The following is a 22,536-nucleotide window of genomic DNA, read 5'->3' on the forward strand; positions in this document are numbered from 1 at the left end:
TGGAAAAACGGAGAGTGGAGGTCAGTTGACTGAGCCTGATGATTGCGCACCGGGAATGTCGCTCATCATGGGTCTGTACATATTGACGGTCATCGCATGGAGCATCTTTTCATAGACGTTGTTGAGCTGCTGCATATAGCGGGCCATCTTTTCAGTCTCCTCGCAGTAGCGTGCGCTCTGTGAAGCGCTCTTCTCATACATGTCGCGGATGTCTTTGATGCCACGATTCACGCGGTCGATTGAGTCGAGCTGGGTCGACACGCTCTTGAGCTGAATTTCGTAGATGGTGTTGAGTCCTCCGAGATTGCGGTTGAGGTCGCCCATGCGTTCGATGTAGCCACGGGAATTCTCAGTGATAGATGCCGAGTTTTCTGTCACAGCGCGGTAGCTTTCAAGGAGAACGGCAGACACGGAATTGAGAGCTTCTGTTGTCTGTCTGAGCTGTTCCATCTGAGCGGAAATAGCAGACATCTGAGAGAGATATTCCTGTGTCGCGGTGGTGAGTTCCGCCATTTTTGAAAGTTGCTCGGCTGCGGCCGACATGCGGTGTATGCTTTCAGATAGTGAAAGACGATCTTCTTCGGAAAGATTCACTGATGAGGGGATTCCGACAGATCCGTTGACTGAGCCTGAGACTGTGGCCTGATTGCCGGCTGAGGGTGTGCTTATGGTGTTGGTACGTCCTCCGACTATGGTTTCACGTTCGGTTTCATGTCCGTCGAGTTCGGGAAATACATTTTCCCAATGATATTCTTTAGGAGGTCTGTCGAATGCAGTCAGGATAAACATGAGTACTTCCGTACCCATACCGATGCAAAGGAGTGTATTGCCTCCTGAAAGATGGAGGATTTTGAAAAGAGCACCCAGAATGACGATGGCCGCACCGATACTGTATGCGAAATTAAAGAGACGCTGGCCTCCTTCCCATGTCATGATGGTCTCTATCTTGTTTCTGAAATTATCTTTGGTCATGGCTTGTAAGATAGGTTGCTATTGAGGGGATTTTGAGGAATGTTCTGTTATTTTCTTGCTTTAGTGCCTTTGGCAAAACCGATTTGAGAGCGTACGCAACGGAATCCGATATAGGAACGCTGCTCGTTCTGGTATTCCCACATGCGGATGTCGGAACGGATATTGTGGGCGACATCTTTCCAAGAGCCTCCGCGCACGATTTTGCGCTTCATGCGGTAAGGGTCTTCCTGTGCGGCATTGTAACGGTACTCTGGGTTGAGATCGCTTGTCAGTTTGCCGACACTTTCGGTGAAAGCGGTTGAAGTCCATTCGCTGACATTTCCGGCCATGTCATACAATCCGAAGTCGTTTGGAGAATATGTCCCGACACGTGATGTTATCAGCTGTCCGTCCTGAACGAAATTACCTTCCTGTGGCTTGAAATTGGCATAGAAACACCCTTGGTCTTCAGTCAACGGCAGGTCGCCGTCCCAAGGATACATGTTCTCGCTTTTGCCGGCTCGGGCAGCATACTCCCACTCAGCCTCTGTCGGGAGACGGTATGGTTCGACATAGACACCTTCGCGACCGAGAGAACGGCGGAGGAAGTCTGTGCGCCAGTTTGCAAAGGCAGTGGCCTGCTCCCAGCTTACTCCGACCACGGGATATTCATTGTAGCCTCCATGAGAGAAATAGAGACGTACATAGGGTTCGTTGTAGGCGTTGTCGAAGTCATTGATCCATGCTGTAGTGTCGGGATAGACATTGACAATGTAGGTATTGACAAAATCAAAATCGCCGGTAAGTCCGCGGGTTATGGTCTCTCGGATGATTTCGCCTTCATCGTTGATGTAGGCGGTATCTTTTGAGATAAGCGGAGTAGCTGTGGGTACGGGTTTGTCGGTATTGTATTCGCGACGGGCCGGGTTAAGACGATGTTTGCGTTTTGCGGCCTCAGTATGGTTATAGACTTCGTAACGATAGTTGAGCTGTTCCGGGTCAAGCTCGCGCACACCTGTGATGGGATTGGTGCGGTAGAGACTCTCAATCGCACGCTGCTCGTCCTCGTTGGCATTGCGCCAAGGAATTGCTTTTGCCCAGTTGAGATGTGGTGTCACGGGATTTCCTTCACGGTCTTCTTCAATCTTGAACTCTTCGTTGCCTCCGTAGGCCGGATCGGCAAGGCGTTCACGGATGATGGAATCACGTACCCAGAAGACAAACTGTTTGTACTTTGAATTTGTGATTTCCGTTTCGTCCATCCAGAAAGCGTCGACCGACACGCCTCGCGGGTCAGCTTCGAGATTCCATAGCGAATCGGCTTTAGAGGGACCCATCTTCACAGATCCTCTCGACACGAGAACCATACCGTAGGGTGTGGGTTCTGTCCATGAAGTTCCTCCCACTCCTGTAACTTCGCCTCCCATAGAGCTACGTGGACCTGTAGCGCATGAGACGACAGCGGAGAGAAGAATCAGAGCGAAAAGTATGTGGAGTATTTTTTTCATAAGTTACATTATGCGTATGCTCTTGTGTTTGTGGCGGTTTTTCTCTGAAAAATCGAGTTTAAGGTTATAGCCTGCAACAAGCTCGTGGCTCCCTGATGAGGCTTTTGATATGTCGGAAAGATGATAGTCGTAGCTATAGCCGATGAAAAAACCTTTGATTTCAGCTCCGAGCATGACGGAGAGTGCATCGTTGTAACGGTAGCCGAGACCTGCGGTGAAAAGTTTGTTGTAGCGGACTCGTCCTGTAAGCTCGAAATCGGTATCGGTGAAATCGCTTCTGACTATGACTGACGGTATCACTTCAAATAACGTGTTTTTTACAGGAATATTGCTTCCGGCCATTAAATAAGCTGTGCGTGAGGCTGTGAACTCATATTTTTTTGACAATTCACCGGTCGTGCCGTCGTCTCCTGCACGCGAGCCGCTTTCGGTATCGCTTGTGAAACTGACTGTAGGGTTGTTGGCATGTTGTAGCGAGATGCCGGCCCAGAACTTTTTATGGACATAAAATGCACCTATGCCGAGATCAAAGGCGTTGCCGGCGACATCGCGTTGCGGGATAGCATCGTCGGCCGGATCATGATAGTCATTGTCATCGGGGATATAGACTTCCGAACCTTTGAATTTTTCGTTGAAAAGGCCTAACTGCAAGGCTACCGTCAGCTCCCCTTTAAGAATCTTGAGCTTATAGCCAATCTGAGCGTCAAGCGTGAAATTGCTGAACAGACCGTAGGATTCCTGCTGGATGACGAGACCTGTCCCGAGGCGTTTGTTGCCAAGTTTGAACGGCATGTCGGCTGCGGCGATGAAACTTTGCGGGGCATTGTCAATTCCCACCCACTGCAGGCGTGCTCCTCCACGGATGCGAAGATAGTCCGTATCGCCTACTGCTCCGGGGTTGTAATATGTCGGCAACGCCCAGTATTGAGTTAGTAAAGCGTCGCCCTGAGCCTTTAGTTCCGGCGACACAATGAACATGAACAGACCTGTAAGCAAGGTTGTGTATAGAGATATGTGCTGTCGGAATATCATTCGAAATAGAAAGTTAATACGACCATTCGTGAAACGGCCTTTTTCAGTGACTGTGTTATGATGAGTTTTTCGGGTTCTTCAGCGATGTCGGGACGGTCATGGAGGAGATTGTCGCCAAGACCGAAACAGAACTTTATCTCCGGATTGAATTTGAAATAAGGCAGATAAAAGTCGCATCCGAATCCGCATGTAAGGAAGAAATCAGATGTTTTAGTGCGAAGATAGTCGTTGTTTTGCTTAGTCACATTGAATGTAGGCATCACGCCGGCGGTTATATATGGCCGGGAGTTGCGATAACGCAGCCCCGAGAATTTGAGGTCGAAGGGCAGCACGATTAGCGCCGATTTCAGGTTTTGGCGGTGTTCAGCCCGGAGTTGTATTCGCGCATTGTGATGTCACGGTTTCCGAAATACATTCCCGGTGTGAAACGCAGGTTGAAATATGTACCAAGACGGTAATCGATAAGCCCGTTGACACAGAATCCCGGTTGGAATGCCGGTTGCTCTACAAACCATTGCTCTCCATTTTCACTTGTGAAGCCATTGTGGGTAAAAGTGAAGTCCTGAGTGTGGATGCCGACCGAGAATCCGAGATGCCAGCGACGAAGGTCGGCATAAGGGCGGTTCATCAGCTTGTCGTTTAGATTTTGACACGACAAATCTCCATGACTCCCGATAATCAGAGCCATGAGAGCGGAGAGCAGTCGAAGTGATGTGAGAAAGCGATGATTCATCACTTTTTATAACGAATCGGTAGGTTGGAATATTGTATGTAGCCGGTAGAGATGGATTAGCAATTATTGCTTCATAAAAATGCTGAGAAACAGAATTGACGGATTCCGGCATCGCTTGCAGGCGAATGATCCGGAAATCCGTCAATCTTGTTTGTTAATTCAATTACTGCCGTCTCTTAGGAACGGCGTGTGCATGAAATTTCTTATTCTGCTACGCGGAGCAGGAAGTAGTTTTTCTTGCCGCGCTGGACGAGGATGTATTTGTCGTTAAGAAGTGATTCGGCGGTTATGACAGCATTCGGGTCGGTCACTTTCTGTTTGTTGATGCTGACGCCTCCCTGCTGGATCATCTTGCGGGCTTCGCCTTTGGATGGGAATACCGCAGTCTTGGTGGCGAGAAGCTCAATGACAGGAACTCCGGTTTCGATATCGGCTTTGACGATGTTGAATGTCGGGACACCGTCGAATACGTCAAGAAGTGTCTTTTCATCAAGATTTCGGAGTGCTTCTTCGGCCTTGTTGCTGAACAGAATCGAGCTGGCTTCGACAGCGGCATTGTAATCTTCCTCGCTATGAACCATGACAGTGACCTCTTTTGCGAGACGTTTCTGCATTGGGCGCTGTCCGGGATCTTTGGCATGTTCTTCGATGAGAGCATCGATTTCCTCTTTGGTGAGGGCTGTGAAAATTTTCAGATATTTCTCGGCATCTGCGTCGCTGACATTCAGCCAGAACTGATAGAACTTATAGGGAGAGGTGTAGCGGGGATCGAGCCATACGTTTCCGCTTTCGGTCTTGCCGAATTTGCCGCCGTCTGCTTTTGTGATGAGCGGGCATGTGAGCGCGTAAGCTTCTCCTCCAAGCTTACGGCGGATGAGTTCTGTGCCGGTGGTGATGTTGCCCCACTGGTCGCTGCCACCGAGCTGGAGTTTACAGTTCTTGTCTTTGTAAAGGGTATAGAAATCGAAACCCTGCAGGAGCTGATAGGTAAATTCTGTAAAGCTGAGGCCGTCGCGTGCTTCTCCGTTAAGACGCTTCTGCACGGAGTCCTTGGCCATCATATAGTTTACGGTAATATGCTTGCCGATTTCACGGGCGAAATCAAGGAAGGTGACATCCTTGGTCCAGTCATAGTTGTTGACCATTTCGGCTTTGTTAGGAGCATCGCTTTCGAAGTCGAGGAACTTGGATAACTGCTTTTTAATTGCTTCCTGATTGTGACGGAGTGTGGCTTCGTCGAGAAGGTTGCGCTCGGCGCTCTTGCCTGAGGGGTCGCCGATCATACCTGTGGCTCCTCCTACGAGTGCGAGGGCTTATGGCCGCAACGCTGGAAGTGGCGGAGCATCATCACACCGCAGAGGTGGCCGATGTGGAGACTGTCGGCGGTCGGGTCAATGCCGAGGTAGGCAGTGGTCATGCCTTTTTTTAGCTGTTCGTCTGTTCCGGGCATGACAGTGTGGATCATGCCACGCCAAGTGAGTTCTTCAATGAAATCCATTATGCTAATAGAAGATTATTTTTTTGTTTGATAAGCCTGAAACCGCTCCTGCACTATGCGGAGGGTTTCAGGCTTGTTATGATTTAATATGATGTGTTGTGACCTTATTTCAGTGTGGCGAGGGTCTCGGCGATGCGGCGCATTGCTTCGCGCAGGTTGTCATCAGAAGTAGCATAGCTGAGACGGATATATCCTTCCATGCCGAATGCTCCTCCGTCGACTGTGGCTACATGGCCCTTTTCGAGAAGATACATGGCAATGTCGGACGAGCTTTCAAGCTTCTTTCCTTCGGGGTGCTCTTGCCGATGTAGGCACTTACCTCGGGGAAAAGATAGAACGCGCCCTGCGGACGGTTTACCTTGAGTCCGGGTATTTTTGACGCGAGGTCGACGACGAGGTCACGACGGCGCTCGAACGCTTTGTTCATCTCTGCTATGCAGTCTTGCGGGCCATTGTAGGCAGCTTCGGCTGCTTTCTGTGCGATGGATGATGCGTTCGATGTGTACTGTCCCTGAAGCTTGGTCACGGCTTTAGCGAGCCACAGGGGTGCGGCGCAGTATCCGATACGCCATCCGGTCATGGCATACGCCTTTGACACGCCGTTGATGATGATTGTGCGGTCGGCTATCTCGGGGAATGATGCGAGCGATGTGAAAGAGCCTGTGAAGTTGATATGTTCATAGATTTCATCGGCAAGCACCATGATGTCGGGGTGTTTTGCGAGGACATCGACAAGACCCTGAAGCTCTTCGCGTGAATAGATGCTGCCGGTCGGATTTGACGGAGAGCAAAGCAGAATCATGCGTGTCGCGGGTGTGATGGCCGCTTCAAGCTGCTCAGGGGTGATTTTGAAGTCCTGATTGATGTCGGCAAGAATCTCTACTGTCTTTCCTCCAGCAAGCTTCACCATTTCGACATAGCTTACCCATGCCGGCATAGGAATTATGACCTCGTCATCGGGGTTGATGCTTGCGAGGATAACGTTGCAGAGAGCCTGTTTCGCTCCGTTTGACACCACAATCTGTTCGGGAGCATAATTTACACCGTTCTCCTTTGCAAGTTTTTCAGACACGGCCTTGCGGAGCGACATGTAGCCCGGGACGGGAGTGTAGAAAGTGTAGTTTTCGTCGATGGCACGTTTTGCAGCCTCTTTGATGTGGCGGGGAGTTTCGAAATCCGGCTCTCCGACGGAGAGGTTGATTACGTCGACACCTTGAGCCTTTAGCTCATTGCTTTTCTGTGACATTGCGAGGGTGGCTGATGGAGCCAAAGCCTGCACGCGATCGGAAATGTGGGTCATATAATAATGTTATTGGGTTGATTTTTACGGATTAAGCGGGCTCTTTGAAATTTGCTGTAACTACCAAGTGACATGATTTCGGGAAAAATTTCTTTGCATTGTCAGATGCTGTCCGGAATCACGACTGATGATTAAAGCGTTTAGCCAAAACCTTAAGTATTGCATGTGTGCAAAGATAGTTATTATTTATGATAAAAAATATGCCGGATGGTGAAATCCGGCATATTTTTAACCATTATGATGCTAATTGGATTAAGCCTTTGCTGTAGCAGCTCTGGCGCGCATAGCGGCCATAACTTTGCCCTTTCCGATACGGATGAAGTCAAGGATCGGACGCGATGCCGGACAGATGTAGCTGCATGAGCCACATTCGATGCAGTTGGCGATTTTCTGCTGTTCTGCTTCATCCCAGTCCTGAAGGCGCGAAAGAGTGCTGATCAGGAAGGGTTCGAGTCCCATAGGACAAGCCTCTGTACACTTGCCGCAACGGATACAGTTTTCCATCGGACGGCGGTGTGCATAGCGGCTGTCGAGGAGTATGCCCGATGTTCCCTTGATCATCGGTGTCTGGAGGGTAGATGCTGTACGTCCCATCATCGGACCGCCAAGTATTATTTTCTCGGGTTCTTTTCCGGGAACGAGTGTGGCAAGGATTGTGCCGAGCGCCACTCGCAGGTTGCGCCCTGTCTCACCGTCATGCAGTGTGAGCACACGGTCCATGAGTGGTTCGTCAAGGACTACGGCGCGGTAGACGGCGTAGGCTGTCGCTACATTCTGCACGATAGCTCCTGTTGCAATCGGTAGTCCGCCTGACGGTACTTCCTTTCCTATCACAGCTTCGATGAGCTGCTTTTCGCCACCTTGCGGATATTTGACCTTCATCGGCATGACTTCAATGCCTGCCACTGACGATGCTGCTTCCGAAAGTGCAGCGATTGCTTCCGGCTTGTTGTTTTCAATTGCGATGACACTGCGGTTGACTCCGGCTGCACGCATGAGAAGCTCGACACCCTTGACAATTTCACGCGGATTTTCACGCATGAGCATGTCGTCGCATGAAAGACATGGTTCGCACTCGGCCGCATTGATTATGACAATCTCGGCTTTTGAGCCGGGAGGGGGTGAGAGTTTTACGTGGGCAGGAAATGTCGCACCACCGAGTCCGACGATGCCGGCATTCTTTATGATGTCGATAATCGCTTTGCCGTCGAGAGCCGCAATTTCTTCTTCAGTGCGGGCCGGTTTTTCGCGGTTGGCCATTGCTTCTGCGTCAGCAGCGCGGTCGGCTTCATCACTTTTTATATAAATGGCCTGAACGGGCATACCCTGAGGGGTGCGGGCTGTATCGATTTTTACAACAGTACCCGAAATCGGAGTGTGGATAGGGGCTGATACAAACCCTCCGGCATCTGCTACACGGTCGCCACGCTTCACCTTGTCTCCTTTTTTGACAACGGGAGTGGCGGGTGCGCCGATGTGCTGCGATACTGGGAGCACGACTTCTTCCGGCAGAGGAAGGTTTTCGATTGGCTTGCCTGCGGCAATCTTGTTTTCGGCGGGATGTACACCGCCTATTTTAAAGGTATGGAGTTTCATGTCTTCTGATTTCAGGCTGTTTCTTCAACTTTCTCTTTGGCGGGAGCTTTCTTTACAGGGAAGTTTACGGCATGGATGGCATGCGTCGGACATACATCGACACATTTGCGGCAAAGCTTACACTTCTCGTAGTCGATATATGAGAGATTGTTGGCAATCGTGATAGCTTCGTGCGTACACTCTTTAGCGCATTTCGAACAGCCGATACATGCGGCTTTGCATGCCTTCATTGCGGCGGCTCCCTTTTCTTTGTTGGAGCAGGCAACGTAGACTCTCATGCCGCGCGGTCCTTTGTAGCGGAGTTCGATGATTGAGCGTGGACATGCCTTGACGCATGCTCCGCAACCGACACACTTGTCTTCGATGACTTCGGGCAGACCGGTCTCAAGATTCATCTTCATTGCTCCGTAGGGGCACGCACTGACACAATCTCCACATCCGAGACATCCGTTGGGACAGGGAGATTCTCCTGTCCCGAGCGACGACAACACAGCGCAAGTAGGAGCGCCTTCGAAGCGTGCGAGGCGTGGACGGAGGTCGCATGTGCCGTTACACTTTATTACTGCAATTTTCGGTTTGGTTTCGGCTGCTGCCAGTCCGACGATTTCACCGATCTGTTTCATGACTGCGCTTCCTGATGCCGGGCATGTAAGGCCGTCGAGAGTGTCGGCGCAGACACATGCTGATGCGAAGTCACGGCAACCGCTGCGTCCGCAGCCGCCGCAGTTCGCGCCGGGAAGGAGTGCTTCTACTTGGTCAATTCGAGGATCTTCTTGGACATGGAAACGCTTGGCTACAACGTAGAGCACGGCTGCGCCGATGATTCCGATAAGTCCGAGAACAATGATTGAAGTTACTATAATATTCATGGTAGTAAATTAAAACGTCATATTTTTCTAATTTTCCAACTGATTTTTTGAGCAAGACTCTTTCGCTTCGCATACAGGAAGAGGTCATAGAGACCGAGGGCGATGAAACCGAGGGCGATTGACCATCCTCCGAGTGAAGGAAATCCGAGCCTTAGCCCGACAATGACACCTCCGAAGATTAGGGTGGGCAGTATGAGCGCCCACCATGTGGCCCGAAGTGTGGAGCTTGATGTGGCACTGACCTCAACACGCTCACCTACTGAGAAATCCCCGGCTAAAGGAGTGTCGATTTTCAACAGCTCCTTTTGTTCTCCACCCTTGCTGCTACACAATGCAGTGATGGCACAGCCGTCACATTTGCATTCGTCTTCGGTCAGGATGACAAGAGAGCTGCGCTCCACTTTCTGGATGATTCCACGGTGGGTTACGTCTTCTTTACTCATGATAATAGATAAAAAACACTTGAGGTATGCGAGGGGCAAAGTTAACTATTTTCTCTAAAAACAGCAAACCGTTTTGCATTATCGCCGTTTTTTAGGGCGATTCTTGTTGTAATTTTATCAGTTGGAAAGAGATTGTGGAAATTTGTAAAGGGAATCTGTAGTGATGTGGGTTATCGGCTCTGACGGGCGACTTTCCGGCGTTCTTCGCTTACGAGTTGTGGCAGGGTCTTGACGAAGTTCCAGTAGCGCGGGATGTTTTTCTGTGGCTGTTCGAGGGCGCGATGTAGCCATTCAAGGCGCAGTTTGAGCATCCATTGAGGTGCACGCTTCACTTCGCCTACTCCGGCATTGAAATTGAAAATTGCTCCATAGCCGAACATTACTCCACGTTTGAGATATGGTTTGAGTCTCGACATGAACATTTCTTGCTTCGGTGCTCCGAGACTGACCCATATAATGTCGGGGTTATCAGCATTGATCATGTCGGCTATGCCTTGATAATCGAATTCGTCGACAGCTCGGAATGGAAGGGTTTCAAAACGCATGTCTTTGATTGCCGGGTCTATTTCCGAAAGATTTTTGCGAAGTCCGGCAAGCACTTCTTCGGTATTGCCGAGGAAGAATTGGCGGAAACGCCGCATGGCTATGTATTTCAGGAATATGTCTGCCCCGATGTAGCTGTCGATTGGTTCTTTATGGATCCATGCAAGGATTTTGGCGAGCACGCTGCCGTCGCAGTTGTTGACAAGCGCTCCGTTGAGCACTTTCAGGAATTCGGGATTCTGGTTGGCTATGGTAAGGTTGTTGGCCTCTACGGAGCAGCTGTAGCCGGGGATGCCTTTTTCGATGGCATCGAAAATAGTGCGATCGAGTTTGTCACGGTCAAACTCGATGCGCACATTGAAATATTTTTTGTCTTCGTTCATTGTTTGTTGGACTTGGCAATCTCGTTTTCAACCCATTTGTATTGCTGGCGCAGTCCATCCTCAAGGCTTACGCTTGGTTCCCAACCGAGGATTTCTTTGGCTTTTGAATAATCGGCGCTGCGGGCTTTGTCGCCTTCGGGTTTGGTTGTGTCGAAAAACGGTTTGATATCTTTGCCGCTGATTTTGACAACTGTTTCAGCGATTTCTGCAATTGAAGTGCATACCGACGGGCCGATCTGGATCCATCCGTGTCCCCAGCCTTTGTCAAGTGCGCGGACAAGCGCCTCAACCACGTCATTTACGTGAAGAAACGCGCGGCCCTGTTTTCCGCTGCCCCACACGATGAATTCCTCATTCGGATAGTTGATTGCCTTACGGATGAGTGCCGGGATTACCTGACTGCGTTCGCCGAAGTCACAAGGCGAGCCATATACGTTGTGGAACTGAAGGGTACAGCATGGAATGCCGGTCTCTTTTTCAAGATAGCCTATTTCCAGTTGTCCCATAAGCTTGCTCCATCCGTATGCTGATTCGGGGAGAGCCGGGAATAGTTCGTCTTCGCGCAGTGGCACTACGTCAAGTGAGTTTTGACGGGTCAGCGGGTAGCTGCAGGCGGTGCCTACATAGATCAGACCTTTGATCCTTTCTTTGCCGGCTCTGCGAACGGAAGCGAAAAGGTTGGTGTTGATGAGGTTGTTCTGACGGAAGAGGCCTCCCTGATTGCCAAAAACGTAGTCAATACCGGCTACTATATCGGCAAGGTGGATGACATATTCATTGTCATTTACAATTTTGTCTATATCCGCATGACCGTCCGAAAGGTCTATGTTGAAAAAACGGCTGTCGATATCAATGACCGGCTTACCTGATTCGTCGTTGAGATATTCGAGCTTTCCTCGCCATAGGTTGTCGATTATGCTCACGTCGTGTCCTTCTTTCACAAGGCGTTTCACAAGGTTGCTGCCAATCATTCCGCAACCGCCTGTTACAAGTATTTTGCTCATAGCTATTGTCGTATGGATTTTTATATTCAGTTTAAAAATTTCAGATCTTCTCGTAGAATCGTCGCTTAGCGTTTGTCGGAAAGTTCTGAATAAATCTTTCCGAGGCGATGTCCTATTGTTATTATATTGAAACTCTCCTCCGCAAACTGCCGTGAGGCGCTTTCTATTCTATGTCGTAGAGCAGTGTCAGCAATCATCTTTTCAAGTTGGTCGGCAAGAGCTTTCGTATCACCCGGAGGGAACAGAAGGATATCTTCGTTGTCATGCACAATGTCGGGTAGGCCGCCGACAGGAGTTGCTATGACGGGAAGTCCGTATGCCCAAGCGTCAAGAACCGCCATGGGAAATCCCTCGGCATAACTTGGAAGGCAGAATACCGATGTCTCACGAAACAGCCTGTCTTTGTCAGAGCCGGCGATCCATCCGGGAAATTCAACTTGATTCTCGATTCCAACCTCACGCGCGATTGCCTTTCCTTTTTCAATTTCTCCGCTTCCGGCAAAGACAAGTTTCCATTGCGGGTATTTGTGTGCGATGATGGCGAAAGCTCTGATCAGGTCGTGGTAACCCTTGCGTGGGCTGACGACTCCGGCGGAAAGGATTATGTTTTTTTTCTTGACTTCTACTGAAGTGTCGGCGATTCTCGGACAAGGGTTGTGGAGCACACGCACTTTGTCGCCAAGTTCAAATGTAGAGCATACGGCGTTCTCCCACATCTTTGACAGCACTATCACGCGGTCCGCATCGTCAAAAAGTTTTTTGTAGACAGCGCTGTAAGGCCCTTCTATGGTCGAAGCCGTGTCGAAAGCATGAAAATGTACGATTGTTTTTTTGCCGGTGAGTTTTGCAAGCCGCATAAACAGTGATTTTCTTCTTGCCGACGGTGCTTCTCCGATGTGGATGTGTACGGTCTTGCACCAAGGCAGATACCAGAGGTATTTTGCCATGCCGGTCATCATATAAAGGAGTTTGACGGCTATAGACCCGTTGCGGTGAGTCGCAATCCACCGACATCCGTACTTTTTCCATTCATTTGCCATTTCGTGAGCCATGACTACGGACGAAATCCCGCCGTGTGTACGGCGGGAGGTAGCAAGCACAAGCACTTCAGGCATATTAAGCATCCTTATTCGGAATTTTCAGTGGGTTAAACGTCTTAAAAACGGTTAAGAAGATTAAAAATTGTGTGAACGCCCAAGAAATCGTCAGATATTTGGCCTGTCCCATGTATAGCTTGTGGTGCAGTGTATGGGAATGGAGAGGTTACCGGCCTGTAGAGTGAAATCACCTTCTTCGAGTGTCCATTGTCCGTGGGCGTTTACAAAGGCAAGATCTGAGGCCGGTACGGTAAATTTTACAGTGCGTGTTTCTCCCGGCATAAGTGCGAGTTTGGAGAATCCGCGCAGACGTTTGTTGTCGGGAACGACTGATGCCACAAGATCCGACGAGAAGAGCAGCACAGCTTCTTTGCCGTCGCGAGAACCTGTGTTTGTCACACTGACACTTACGGTAAGTATGTCGGACGGTGTGAACTCCGTTTTATCGACTTTAAGGTCAGAATATTCAAAAGTCGTGTAGCTTTTGCCATATCCGAAAGGCCATTGCACATTCACACGGGCATCGTAGTCATAGACACCTTCCATTTTACCGACTTCTTCGCTGACCTTATAGTCATACGTGACAAGAGAATTGATTTCACGAGGATATGTGAACGGCAGTTTGGCTGAGAAGTTTCGCTCTCCGGCCATGAGTTCGGCAAGTGCGTCGCCTCCGAAATTTCCGGGAATAATGATATCGATTATTCCTTTGGCAAGCGGTTCGATGTCAGCAAGTATTCGGGGGCGTCCTTCGTTGATGACAAGCACGATCGGTTTGCCTGTCTTGGCAAGGGCTTTGACCATGTTGCGTTGGTTGGCTGACAGATAGAGGTCTGTGAGATTGCCCGGTGTTTCGCAATAGGAGTTTTCACCGATACATGCCACTATCACATCAGAGCTGGCTGCCGCTTTGACTGCGTTCTCCATATCAGCAACGTTTTCGTCCTGATAAGAGCCTTTCTGGTTGAAAGTCACTGTCGGGACATACGTGACATTCGATTCCCCGAATTTGTTGGTCAGAGCTTCGAGTATTGTGTTGTAGTCTTTTGCGTAGTCATCTGTCAGATGTCCCTGCCACGTGTATGACCATCCGCCGTTGAGCGAACGCATCGATGTAGCTGTCGGGCCTGTCACCATAATCCGTGTGTTTTGGCTTAGCGGCAGAATGTTGTCATCGTTTTTCAGCATCACCATAGTTTCAGCAGCTGCGTCGAGAGCCGTTTTTGAAACTCTTTGGATGCGAATTTCGGATAATTCTTTAAAAGGGTGTTTGGATGGTCGAATAGTCCGAGACGGTATTTCAGACGGAGTGCCCGGGAGGCTGCATCATCGATTCTGCTCATGCTGACCTTTCCCTCTTCGACAAGTTCCCTGAGTATGTCGCAGTAGTCTACCTTATAGGGCTCCATTGCCATGTCGATGCCTGCGTTGATGGCGATGCGTATGGCATCTTTTTGTCTTTCGCTACTTTCTCGCGGGTGTAGAGATTGTTGATGTCTGCCCAGTCAGTGACGATGAGGCCGTCCCATTGCAGGTCTTCCTTCAGCCATTTTGTAAGCAGGATGGGGTCGGCATGGACAGGTGTTCCGTTAATCGACGATGAATTTACCATTATGGTAAGCGCTCCGTTTTTGATTGCTTCAAGATAGGGCGCAAAATGTTTTTCGCGCAGGTCGGATGCGGAAATATAGGCCGGTGTGCGGTCTTTGCCGGAAAACGGTACGCCATAGCCCATGAAATGTTTGACCGAGACTGCTATGTGGTTCCTGTCGATGTGGTTAGGGTCATCGCCTTGGAATCCACGCACAGCGGCCGCTCCCATCATGGCGTTGACGAGTGGATCTTCACCATAGTTTTCCCAGAATCGTGGCCAGCGGGGATCGCGTGCAAGGTCGAGTGTTGGCGAGAATGTCCACGGACAGTCGCTCGCACGCGTTTCGTAAGCCGTGATTTCGGCTGCTCTTCTGCAAAGTTCGGTGTCAAACGAGGCCGCCACATTCAGGTTTTGCGGAAACAGTGTCCCTCCGTTTGTATAGGTGGTACCGTGATTCTGGTCAAGACCGTAGATACAGGGGATGCCGATATATTTCATCGAGGCTTCCTGAATCTGTGGAATGATTACGTTCCATGATTCGGCATCAAGACAATAAGAGTATGGAGCATTCAGTATCGATCCTACCTTATATATGCCTATTACAGTGTCGACTTTCTCCTTGACAAGCCTGAATTTGCCGTCAGGTCCGTTCTCTCCGAGAATATCGAGCTGAATCTGGGTCATTTGTCCGATTTTTTCCTCAAGTGTCATCTTGGAGAGTGTTTCTTGGACTTTTTTCTCGATTGCAGGATCTGAGGGGATGACTGGCAGGGTTATAGGTGTATAGGCCATGACCGGGAAAGTCACGGTTGCAAGCGAAAGGAGAAGGTTGCGAAGCATGGTTGTGTCGGTTTGGCGGTGGAGATGATTGGTTTTGATTAAGAGTATTCTATCAGGAAGCGGATTCCGGCTTCTTTAATTCAGGATATGATATGCGGGAGTGATACATTGTTCGCAGACGCTGTGCGAACACTTCTTTTATCGTGCTTACATCACGGAATGATATCGGCGACTCGTTGTGCAGTCCTTCGGCTATCTGAGAGTCGATAATCTTGTTGACAAGTGCCGAAATAGCTTCCGGCGAGTGATCTGTCATAGAGCGTGATGCTGCTTCCACGGAGTCGGCCATCATAAGAAGGGAGGTTTCCTTCGATTGTGGATTGGGCCCGGGATAGGTGAAATTGGCCGGGTCGACTTCTTCGTCAGTATGTGCGTTGCAATAGGTGGTGTAGAAATAGCGTGCTTTACCAGCTCCGTGGTGTTCGGAGATAAAATTGCGGATGACCTTCGGAAGTTTTGCTTTTTCGGCAAGGGCAAGACCTTCGTTTACATGGCCGGTGACTATGCGTGCGCTCTGTATCGGATCAAGAGCGTCGTGCGGATTGACTCCATGCTGGTTTTCGGTATAGAATGCCGGATTTTTTATCTTGCCTATGTCGTGATACAGTGCGCCTGTGCGGACAAGCTGCACGTTTGCTCCGATTCTTGATGCGGCGGCTGATGCGAGATTGCTGACAGCCATGGAATGGTTGAATGTGCCGGGGCATTCTTCGGATAATTCTCTCAGGAGCGGATTGTTGATGTCGGAAAGTTCCACAAGGGTCACACGCGATGTGAATCCGTAGACTCTTTCGAGCAGGAACATGAGCACGTAGCTGAACGAAATGAGTATGGCATTGATAGCGAAGCAGCCGAATATCCTGCCTTCAGTCCGTGCGAGCGATCCGGCCTGCATGACTTCGATAGCCACGTATGAGAGTGTGTATGCGAGAAATATGAGAGCCGCTGTGCGTATAAGCTGGCTTCTGCGTGAGAGGTCCTTAAGAGAGTCTATGGCCACGACGCCGGCAATGAACTGCATAAAGATGAATTCAAGCGCAAACGAGGCGACTATGGAACAGATCAGAACCAGAATCACATGGCAGAAGTAGGCTGTGCGCGAGTCGAGGAATATCAACACGAGGATTGGCACTATGGTAAACGGAGTGATGTAGAATCCTGTTGAAAATCCGGCCTGCATTGCAAACGCAAAAAGAGTGAAGAGGCCGATTAGGGTTATAATAAACACCACAGTCCGATCATCCTCGAAATAGTCACGCCGGAATATGTAGAGATAGGCAAACAGCATTCCGTAGAGTATAAGCATATATAGCGTCTGTCCGGCTATTGGATAATAGTGTTGGGAGATGGCGCTGTTGCCGCGTTCGTTGGCTATTTTTTCATAGGTATGGAGGACTGTTGCCAGACGTGATGTCACGATGTCGCCTTTATCTATTATTCTTTCTCCTTGCTGGATGACTCCGACAGGGGCCATCGCTTTTTGGTAAGACTCGTTTAGCAGACGCCGTGAGGTCACGGTGTCGACAAGGATGTTTGGATGAAGGACTTGAGAGAGCTTGGTCGCCGATATAGCCTGACGGACATTTGGATCTTTGAGCACACTGTCGAGATGCTCATAGGCCCTGAAGGCTGAAAGATAGTTGGCTGTCGGAATACTGATGGCCACGTTGTCGTGAATGAAACGTACCGTAGGCAGTTTTCCTGACGATATTTTTGCATATGTATCCCGGTCTACGATTCCATTTTCATAGACTTTACGTATCTCTTTTATTATCTGGTTGCGCTGGGCCGGTGTTATGTCAAGATCTTTTGTGGCGTTAAGACGGGTTGTGTAGTCCGATATAATAGTCTTTTCGGCTGTCAGATCGCGCGTGAATACGGGCTCGAAATGCGTGTCGATGCTGTCTTTGACCTTGGCTGCGCTGAGCGAGTCAAGGTGTATGGGAATGTCGAACGGTGCTGTCAGCAGGGCATAGCTCCACGGTCGTCCTTCCTCAAAAGTATAGTGGTTTTCGGCAGAACGCGGGAGAAAATACACCGTCACTGACACAACAGCTATGAATAGCAGAATCCGGAGCGAGAGTTGGCGCGATGGCATTGATTTCATATGTCGAAGATGTTGCGGACAATGGTCCAGATAATGATGGTTGTGAGGATAAAGAGGATGAAAAACCGTGAAGAAAGGGTGCGTTGGAGTCGAGTCTGTCGAGATCCTATATGCCGCGATAATATAAGCAATCCCAGCAGTGGGATTTCAATGATAAAAAGCGCGTTATAACTGAAGGCTGCTTTCAAGTCTCCGTTAAAAATGGCGTGTATGGCCCGCTGAGAGCCGCAGCCGGGACAAGAAAGTCCTGTAAGCATCTTGAACATGCAGCGGGGATAGAGCCCTGATGACGGTTCAAAATTCAGATAGAGAACGCAGAGACCTATGGCTGCCACGCAAAGACCGGCAATCAGTAGACGGCGGTATAGGGAAAACCGGGCATTGATTTTTCTCTCGGTTGGCGACATGTGTACTGACAGATTGTTTCTTGTTCGTGTTAGTCATAAGGCAGATTCAGAACAGAGCCCGAAGATTACCGAGAACGGTGCCCATATAAGTCCGGCGACAAACGAGATGATTACCCAAAGCTGGGCTTTTGACGATGCGTCGAGAGCCGCTATATAGTCTCCACGGTAATACGCAGGCGAGACTTTTGCCGCATAGAAGATTGCGACTATTCCCGAGGGTATGCAGCAGCAGATTGTTGCCAGAATGGCCCATATAAGGTAATTGTCGGGCATAGGCGGGACAGCGTTCGGGTCATTCGGCTGTTGTCCGTAAGGATTTTGTCCATATGGCTGGCCGTAGTGGTGCTGGCTGCTGTTATATGCGCTGTAAGGATTGCTCTGTCTGGTATAGTCTTGCTGACCGGAATATGTATGGCTGTCTCCTTGGTTCTCGTTGTTTGAGGAAAGGATTGCTGCGATCTCAGGAATGGCACTCGCGGTAGTCCAGTCGCTCAGTCCTTCGTGCCATACCGGGGTCGAAGGGTTGAGTTCCGGTTTCGAGGCGACCTCTTCAAGTGTGAGCGGTCCTTCCTGCACACTGTCGATTATGATCCAGTATTTCATTTGTGGTGGTAAGGAAAATGGTGTTGTTAGCGCGGAAGAATGGATGAAAAATATTTAGAGTATGTGGATGAGGGGACGTGCGGATTCGCGTCCCCGTGTTCAATCCGTGACACAGCGGGGCTGTATCAGTGTCTGATTAGAAAAATTTTGTTTCTTCGCCGAGGATGTCTGAGAGGACTGCGTTGGCAAGTCGTGACGCTCCGAGGCGGAAATACTCGTTGGTCTCAACCCACTGGTCACCGAGGACAGTTTTCACGATTGTGTAGTATTTCAGAGCGTCTTCAGTGGTCGATACTCCTCCGGCGGCCTTGAAACCTACCATACGGCCGGTCTTCTCATAGTATTCCTTGATACATTCACACATGATATAGGTTGCTTCGATCGATGCGCCGGGATATTCTTTACCTGTAGAGGTCTTGATGAAGTCTGCTCTGGCATACATCGAAAGAATTGAGGCGTTACGGATGTTTTCGGCTGTCTTGAGTGCGCCTGTCTCAAGGATTACTTTCATGAGCGAGTCACGGCATGAGTGTTTCATTTCTGAAAGTTGGTCGCATACTTCCTCATAGTCCTTGTCGAAGAAATCTCCGAGTCCGAGCACTACGTCGATTTCGTCAGCTCCGGCTTCGACGGCCAGACCGACTTCTGCAACCTTGACCTCAATGAAGCTCTGGGCGCTCGGGAAGCAGCCTCCGACAGCGGCGATGTCGACATCGGAACAGTCGAGCACAGTGCGTACGATAGGAACGAAGTTGGGATAAACACAGATGGCTGCCACATTTGGAAGGTCGGCATGTTCGTGGGCGAAAGCGTTGACCCTCTCTGTGAAATCGGCTACCGAACGCTGTGAGTCAGTTGACTTCAGGGTGGTGAGGTCTATGGAGTTGAATATTTTTTTGAGGACTTCAGGAGTGTTGTTCTCGGCAAGGTGCTTGTCAAGGATTTCATTGACTTTTGCTGCGACTTCGGCGTCAGATGTGGTGACGCGGCTGTCGGCAAGGACTTGTTGATATTTATCCATGATGATTATTATTTAAGTTTAGGGTATTAGGTGAACTGTAATATTCTGGTTTTTACGACACAGTCTGTCTTTGACTTTGAGGCCGTAAAGGTCATTGCTTTAACTTCGGGTTTGAGGCATGGCGCAGTGTGTCGCGTGCGGTTTTCTTTTCGATGTTGCGTCGGAATGCCTCGGTCAGATCTATCCCGGTCTGGTTGGCTATAGCTGTCAGTACCCAGAGGAGGTCGGCGAGTTCGTCGGCAAGCGCGTCGGGCTTTTCTCCGTTCTTAAATGACTGGTCGCCATATATACGGGCCATTAGTCTGGCCACTTCACCGGTCTCTTCTGCGAGGATTGCCATATTGGTGAGAGGCGAGAAGTAACGTACCCCGACAGTAGTAATCCATTTGTCGACTACCGTCTGGAGCGAACGCAGCGAAATAGAATCATCGGCCGTAGGTGTGAAATCCATAGTCAATCCTTTAGTTTTGAATCTATAACAATTGTCACAGGGCCGTCGTTCACAAGTGACACCTGCATGTCAGCCCCAAACACCCCCTTTTTAACTTCTTTTCCAAGAAGCGAAGAGCATTCGTCGCAAAACATTTCGTAGAGAGGGATTGCAATGTCGTGGCCGGCAGCCCGTATATAGCTTGGCCGGTTTCCTTTGCGGGTTGATGCGCATAGCGTGAATTGGCTGACGGCAAGCAGTTCGCCATCAACATCTGCGAGAGAGCGGTTCATCACTCCGGCATTGTCGGAGAAAATACGCATTGCAACACATTTTGATGCAAGCCAACGCACATCGTCGGGGGTATCACCCTCGGCCACGCCGACAAGAACCATCAACCCTTGGCCGATAGCACTGTGAAGCTCCCCGCCTATGCTTACGGAAGCCTCAATGACACGTTGAATTACTAACTTCATAATCCGCAAATTTACGAAATAAATCGGATTATATGTCTGAAAGTGATGAAAAATGAGGACAACGGCCTCAGAATCCATGATTTTTTGAGATTGTATCCGGCATTCAGGATTTTATGACGCATATCTCAGACCTATCTTATTCATGATATGGGACCGCGGCAAGTAAATAGTCGTCCATACTCTGATTCTTTTATGTGACGAGGATTATAATTCCGATTTTTTTCGAATCCTGTGAACTGATTTGAGAAAAATAGCGTTATTAGAAATGAACGTCAACTATTGTTTATGAAAGGGAAATCAAGATTGTTAATGGTGTTAGCAGCGTTAGGTCCCTTGGGTATTTCTGCCCAAGGGATTGCTGACGTTGTGGCAGCTCTGGAAAAGACGGGTTGCTATGAGGCCAATGCAAGTTTCAATGTGTCGCTTCCGCAGAGTGACAAAGATGTTGTCTATGAGGTCAGTCTTGCTTCTGCTCCGGCACCCGCCGACAAATTGTCGCCGTGCTCCTATCTGACAGAATGGGGACTGGAGACCCCGTCTGGCACGGTGAAAGGTTTCTCGGCCTATTTCGACGGGCATCATTACCGGTATCGCAACGAGCGTCTTCAGGAATATCACATGGATTGGGATTCGATTCCTTTCATGTCGCGTGGCAATTCGGTAGGGGTGCAGGGCAATGCACAGTTTACCGACCTTTATCCATGTTATATAGCCAAGGAACTCGCCGGAATGGAAAATGATGACCGCTATATGCTCGATATTAAACCGGATGTGACATTTGACGGCAAGAAAGCTGTTGAAATCACGGCAGTGATGAAGGTCAACGATGTCACTGCAATGGAGAAACGCTTCATATTCGATGCTTCGACAATGATGCCGATGCGTATCGACACTGAAAGCAATCCCGGTCAGATAACAGAGCAGTCGATGCTCGTAAGTTATCACTATCCGGCTGAGATGCACTGTCCTGAACTCAGTGAAGAGTCTCTAATGGCGCTTTATCCTGAAGTTTTTGAGAAATACAGGGAGAATAATTTCCGTATCGAGAATCTTGCCGGGACTCAGTTCCCGACATTTTCACTCCCGACCACTACCGGCGAGCGTTACACCTATCACCGTGGCGACAGTTTCGCTGCTCCGACAGTCATTGCAATTCTCGACCCCTCGGCCGGGTTTAATGCTGAGCTGGTTGAAGGTGTGCGTGGAGCAGTAGACCGGCTACCGTCTCAGGCCGATGTAATCTGGGTGTTTAATTCGACTAATATCGATGCAATCGAGAGCGTTATCCCTTCGATTCGTCCCGGCGAGCATCTTCTGATGAACGGCAAATCGCTTGTACGCGATTGCGGAGTGGCCTCCATGCCGGTGGTAATTATGACCGACACGGCCGGAAAAGTGAAAAATGTGGTGCTCGGATTCAACAAGGAGCTTGGAAATATTGTTTTACAGACGATGGCTCTTGTCGAATAGACTATAGTTAGTAATGAAATCATAAAACTACAGAATAATGGAAACCGTATTTTTTAAAGGCCAGCCGTGTCATACTTGCGGCTCAGTACCTTCGATTGGCGAGACAGCCCCTTGTTTTCATCTCGCAGGCGCGGATCTGTCGCAGTTGCTCTGCACTGATTTTGCAGGAAAGCGCGTGGTTCTCAACATATTTCCAAGCCTTGACACGGAAGTATGTGCCCGTAGTGTGCGCCGTTTCAACGAAGAGGCTGCCAAACTTGACGATGTAGCTGTCATCTGTGTGTCTATGGATCTCCCGTTTGCAATGGGACGTTTCTGCACAATTGAGAATATCAAGAATGTTGTTTTCGGTTCTGCATTCCGTTCGCCTCTTTTCGGTCAGAAATATGGTGTGCAGCTTGTCGACGGTCCGCTTGCAGGGCTGCTTGCTCGATGTGTCCTTGTACTTGACGAGAATCGTCGTGTGATTTTCCGTGATCTTGTCGAGGAGATTACTAATGAGCCGGACTATGATGCTGCGCTAAAGGTTCTCAGAAACGAAGTATAAATTTATCGGATTATAAATTTGATTAGCCTCCCTTCCGACGGATTTGTTCTGTCGGAAGGGAGGTCTCGTTATTCTGTAGTAAAA

Annotated in this window: 19 protein-coding genes and 3 pseudogenes; 2 read left to right on the plus strand and 20 right to left on the minus strand. The window is 49.4% G+C overall.

Annotation, left to right across the window (positions count from 1 at the left end; genetic code table 11):
- Positions 1-21: 21 nt before the first annotated feature.
- The 20 genes and pseudogenes from porL to dtd all read right to left on the minus strand — a co-directional run bounded on the left by porL (position 22) and on the right by dtd (position 20,435).
- Positions 22-972 (minus strand): type IX secretion system motor protein PorL/GldL, encoded by a 951-nt coding sequence (gene porL / locus E7747_RS07085; RefSeq protein ID WP_136415010.1) that lies wholly within the window; start codon positions 970-972, stop codon positions 22-24.
- A gap of 47 nt (positions 973-1,019) precedes the next feature.
- Positions 1,020-2,459, minus strand: coding sequence for a T9SS ring complex lipoprotein PorK/GldK (gene porK / locus E7747_RS07090; RefSeq protein WP_123613493.1), 1,440 nt, complete (start codon positions 2,457-2,459; stop codon positions 1,020-1,022).
- A 3-nt stretch (positions 2,460-2,462) separates the two neighbouring features.
- Positions 2,463-3,491 carry a PorP/SprF family type IX secretion system membrane protein gene (locus E7747_RS07095; protein ID WP_123613492.1) on the minus strand — a complete coding sequence of 343 codons (1,029 nt, stop codon included), beginning with the start codon at positions 3,489-3,491 and terminating at the stop codon, positions 2,463-2,465.
- Complete coding sequence (gene porT, locus E7747_RS17260; protein WP_168185271.1) at positions 3,488-3,823, minus strand: type IX secretion/gliding motility protein PorT/SprT; 336 nt, start codon at positions 3,821-3,823, stop codon at positions 3,488-3,490. The genes E7747_RS07095 and porT overlap by 4 nt, the downstream gene beginning before the upstream one ends.
- A 14-nt stretch (positions 3,824-3,837) precedes the next feature.
- The gene (locus E7747_RS17265; protein ID WP_136415014.1) at positions 3,838-4,224 is read right to left on the minus strand and encodes an outer membrane beta-barrel protein; all 387 of its coding nucleotides are present in this window, start codon (positions 4,222-4,224) and stop codon (positions 3,838-3,840) included.
- A 203-nt stretch (positions 4,225-4,427) separates the two neighbouring features.
- Positions 4,428-5,722, minus strand: a pseudogene (tyrS, locus tag E7747_RS07110) (tyrosine--tRNA ligase).
- Positions 5,723-5,826: 104 nt separating this feature from the next.
- Positions 5,827-7,022: pseudogene (locus tag E7747_RS07115) on the minus strand (pyridoxal phosphate-dependent aminotransferase).
- 252 nt (positions 7,023-7,274) lie between these two features.
- Entirely contained in the window at positions 7,275-8,618 is a 1,344-nt protein-coding gene (gene rsxC / locus E7747_RS07120) for an electron transport complex subunit RsxC (RefSeq protein ID WP_136415016.1), read from the minus strand.
- Between the two features lie 11 nt (positions 8,619-8,629).
- Complete coding sequence (locus tag E7747_RS07125) at positions 8,630-9,487, minus strand: RnfABCDGE type electron transport complex subunit B (RefSeq protein ID WP_370275801.1); 858 nt, start codon at positions 9,485-9,487, stop codon at positions 8,630-8,632.
- Positions 9,488-9,504: 17 nt separating this feature from the next.
- Positions 9,505-9,930 carry a SoxR reducing system RseC family protein gene (locus tag E7747_RS07130; protein WP_123613487.1) on the minus strand — a complete coding sequence of 142 codons (426 nt, stop codon included), beginning with the start codon at positions 9,928-9,930 and terminating at the stop codon, positions 9,505-9,507.
- Positions 9,931-10,100: 170 nt separating this feature from the next.
- Positions 10,101-10,856, minus strand: a complete 756-nt coding sequence (locus E7747_RS07135; protein WP_136415018.1) for a WecB/TagA/CpsF family glycosyltransferase — start codon at positions 10,854-10,856, stop codon at positions 10,101-10,103.
- Positions 10,853-11,860: an NAD-dependent epimerase/dehydratase family protein gene (locus tag E7747_RS07140; protein WP_123613485.1), complete on the minus strand. Its 1,008-nt coding sequence runs from the start codon at positions 11,858-11,860 to the stop codon at positions 10,853-10,855. Before E7747_RS07140 ends, E7747_RS07135 begins: the two co-directional genes overlap by 4 nt.
- A 65-nt stretch (positions 11,861-11,925) precedes the next feature.
- Positions 11,926-12,975 (minus strand): glycosyltransferase family 4 protein, encoded by a 1,050-nt coding sequence (locus tag E7747_RS07145; protein WP_228449283.1) that lies wholly within the window; start codon positions 12,973-12,975, stop codon positions 11,926-11,928.
- Positions 12,976-13,065: 90 nt separating this feature from the next.
- A pseudogene (locus tag E7747_RS07150) lies at positions 13,066-15,391 on the minus strand (glycoside hydrolase family 3 N-terminal domain-containing protein).
- 52 nt (positions 15,392-15,443) lie between these two features.
- On the minus strand, positions 15,444-17,498 hold the full coding sequence (locus E7747_RS07155; RefSeq protein WP_136415022.1) for an HD family phosphohydrolase: 2,055 nt from the start codon (positions 17,496-17,498) through the stop codon (positions 15,444-15,446).
- A complete protein-coding gene (locus E7747_RS07160; protein WP_136415024.1) occupies positions 17,495-17,905 on the minus strand; it encodes a DUF2752 domain-containing protein in 411 nt (136 codons plus the stop codon). Before E7747_RS07160 ends, E7747_RS07155 begins: the two co-directional genes overlap by 4 nt.
- A 33-nt stretch (positions 17,906-17,938) precedes the next feature.
- Entirely contained in the window at positions 17,939-18,508 is a 570-nt protein-coding gene (locus E7747_RS07165) for a CD225/dispanin family protein (RefSeq protein WP_136415026.1), read from the minus strand.
- Between the two features lie 136 nt (positions 18,509-18,644).
- Positions 18,645-19,529 (minus strand): deoxyribose-phosphate aldolase, encoded by an 885-nt coding sequence (deoC, locus tag E7747_RS07170; RefSeq protein ID WP_136415028.1) that lies wholly within the window; start codon positions 19,527-19,529, stop codon positions 18,645-18,647.
- Positions 19,530-19,620: 91 nt separating this feature from the next.
- On the minus strand, positions 19,621-19,980 hold the full coding sequence (locus E7747_RS07175; RefSeq protein WP_136415030.1) for a nucleotide pyrophosphohydrolase: 360 nt from the start codon (positions 19,978-19,980) through the stop codon (positions 19,621-19,623).
- Positions 19,981-19,982: 2 nt separating this feature from the next.
- On the minus strand, positions 19,983-20,435 hold the full coding sequence (dtd, locus tag E7747_RS07180; RefSeq protein ID WP_136415032.1) for a D-aminoacyl-tRNA deacylase: 453 nt from the start codon (positions 20,433-20,435) through the stop codon (positions 19,983-19,985).
- A 366-nt stretch (positions 20,436-20,801) separates the two neighbouring features.
- Between dtd and E7747_RS07185 the strand changes: the two genes are divergently transcribed.
- On the plus strand, positions 20,802-21,905 hold the full coding sequence (locus E7747_RS07185) for a hypothetical protein (protein ID WP_136415034.1): 1,104 nt from the start codon (positions 20,802-20,804) through the stop codon (positions 21,903-21,905).
- A 37-nt stretch (positions 21,906-21,942) separates the two neighbouring features.
- Positions 21,943-22,452, plus strand: a complete 510-nt coding sequence (tpx, locus tag E7747_RS07190) for a thiol peroxidase (protein ID WP_123613475.1) — start codon at positions 21,943-21,945, stop codon at positions 22,450-22,452.
- Positions 22,453-22,536 lie beyond the last annotated feature (84 nt).

It is taken from the genome of Duncaniella dubosii, assembly GCF_004803915.1.
GTDB lineage: Bacteria > Bacteroidota > Bacteroidia > Bacteroidales > Muribaculaceae > Duncaniella > Duncaniella dubosii.

Bases quoted from the DNA above. Each gene is read 5' to 3' on its own strand.
- porL (WP_136415010.1), bottom strand. From the start codon at position 972: ATGACCAAAGATAATTTCAGAAACAAGATAGAGACCATCATGACATGG.
- porK (WP_123613493.1), bottom strand. From the start codon at position 2,459: ATGAAAAAAATACTCCACATACTTTTCGCTCTGATTCTTCTCTCCGCT.
- E7747_RS07095 (WP_123613492.1), bottom strand. From the start codon at position 3,491: ATGATATTCCGACAGCACATATCTCTATACACAACCTTGCTTACAGGT.
- E7747_RS17265 (WP_136415014.1), bottom strand. From the start codon at position 4,224: ATGAATCATCGCTTTCTCACATCACTTCGACTGCTCTCCGCTCTCATG.
- rsxC (WP_136415016.1), bottom strand. From the start codon at position 8,618: ATGAAACTCCATACCTTTAAAATAGGCGGTGTACATCCCGCCGAAAAC.
- E7747_RS07125 (WP_370275801.1), bottom strand. From the start codon at position 9,487: ATGAATATTATAGTAACTTCAATCATTGTTCTCGGACTTATCGGAATC.
- E7747_RS07130 (WP_123613487.1), bottom strand. From the start codon at position 9,930: ATGAGTAAAGAAGACGTAACCCACCGTGGAATCATCCAGAAAGTGGAG.
- E7747_RS07135 (WP_136415018.1), bottom strand. From the start codon at position 10,856: ATGAACGAAGACAAAAAATATTTCAATGTGCGCATCGAGTTTGACCGT.
- E7747_RS07140 (WP_123613485.1), bottom strand. From the start codon at position 11,860: ATGAGCAAAATACTTGTAACAGGCGGTTGCGGAATGATTGGCAGCAAC.
- E7747_RS07145 (WP_228449283.1), bottom strand. From the start codon at position 12,975: ATGCCTGAAGTGCTTGTGCTTGCTACCTCCCGCCGTACACACGGCGGG.
- E7747_RS07155 (WP_136415022.1), bottom strand. From the start codon at position 17,498: ATGAAATCAATGCCATCGCGCCAACTCTCGCTCCGGATTCTGCTATTC.
- E7747_RS07160 (WP_136415024.1), bottom strand. From the start codon at position 17,905: ATGTCGCCAACCGAGAGAAAAATCAATGCCCGGTTTTCCCTATACCGC.
- E7747_RS07165 (WP_136415026.1), bottom strand. From the start codon at position 18,508: ATGAAATACTGGATCATAATCGACAGTGTGCAGGAAGGACCGCTCACA.
- deoC (WP_136415028.1), bottom strand. From the start codon at position 19,529: ATGGATAAATATCAACAAGTCCTTGCCGACAGCCGCGTCACCACATCT.
- E7747_RS07175 (WP_136415030.1), bottom strand. From the start codon at position 19,980: ATGGATTTCACACCTACGGCCGATGATTCTATTTCGCTGCGTTCGCTC.
- dtd (WP_136415032.1), bottom strand. From the start codon at position 20,435: ATGAAGTTAGTAATTCAACGTGTCATTGAGGCTTCCGTAAGCATAGGC.
- tpx (WP_123613475.1), top strand. From the start codon at position 21,943: ATGGAAACCGTATTTTTTAAAGGCCAGCCGTGTCATACTTGCGGCTCA.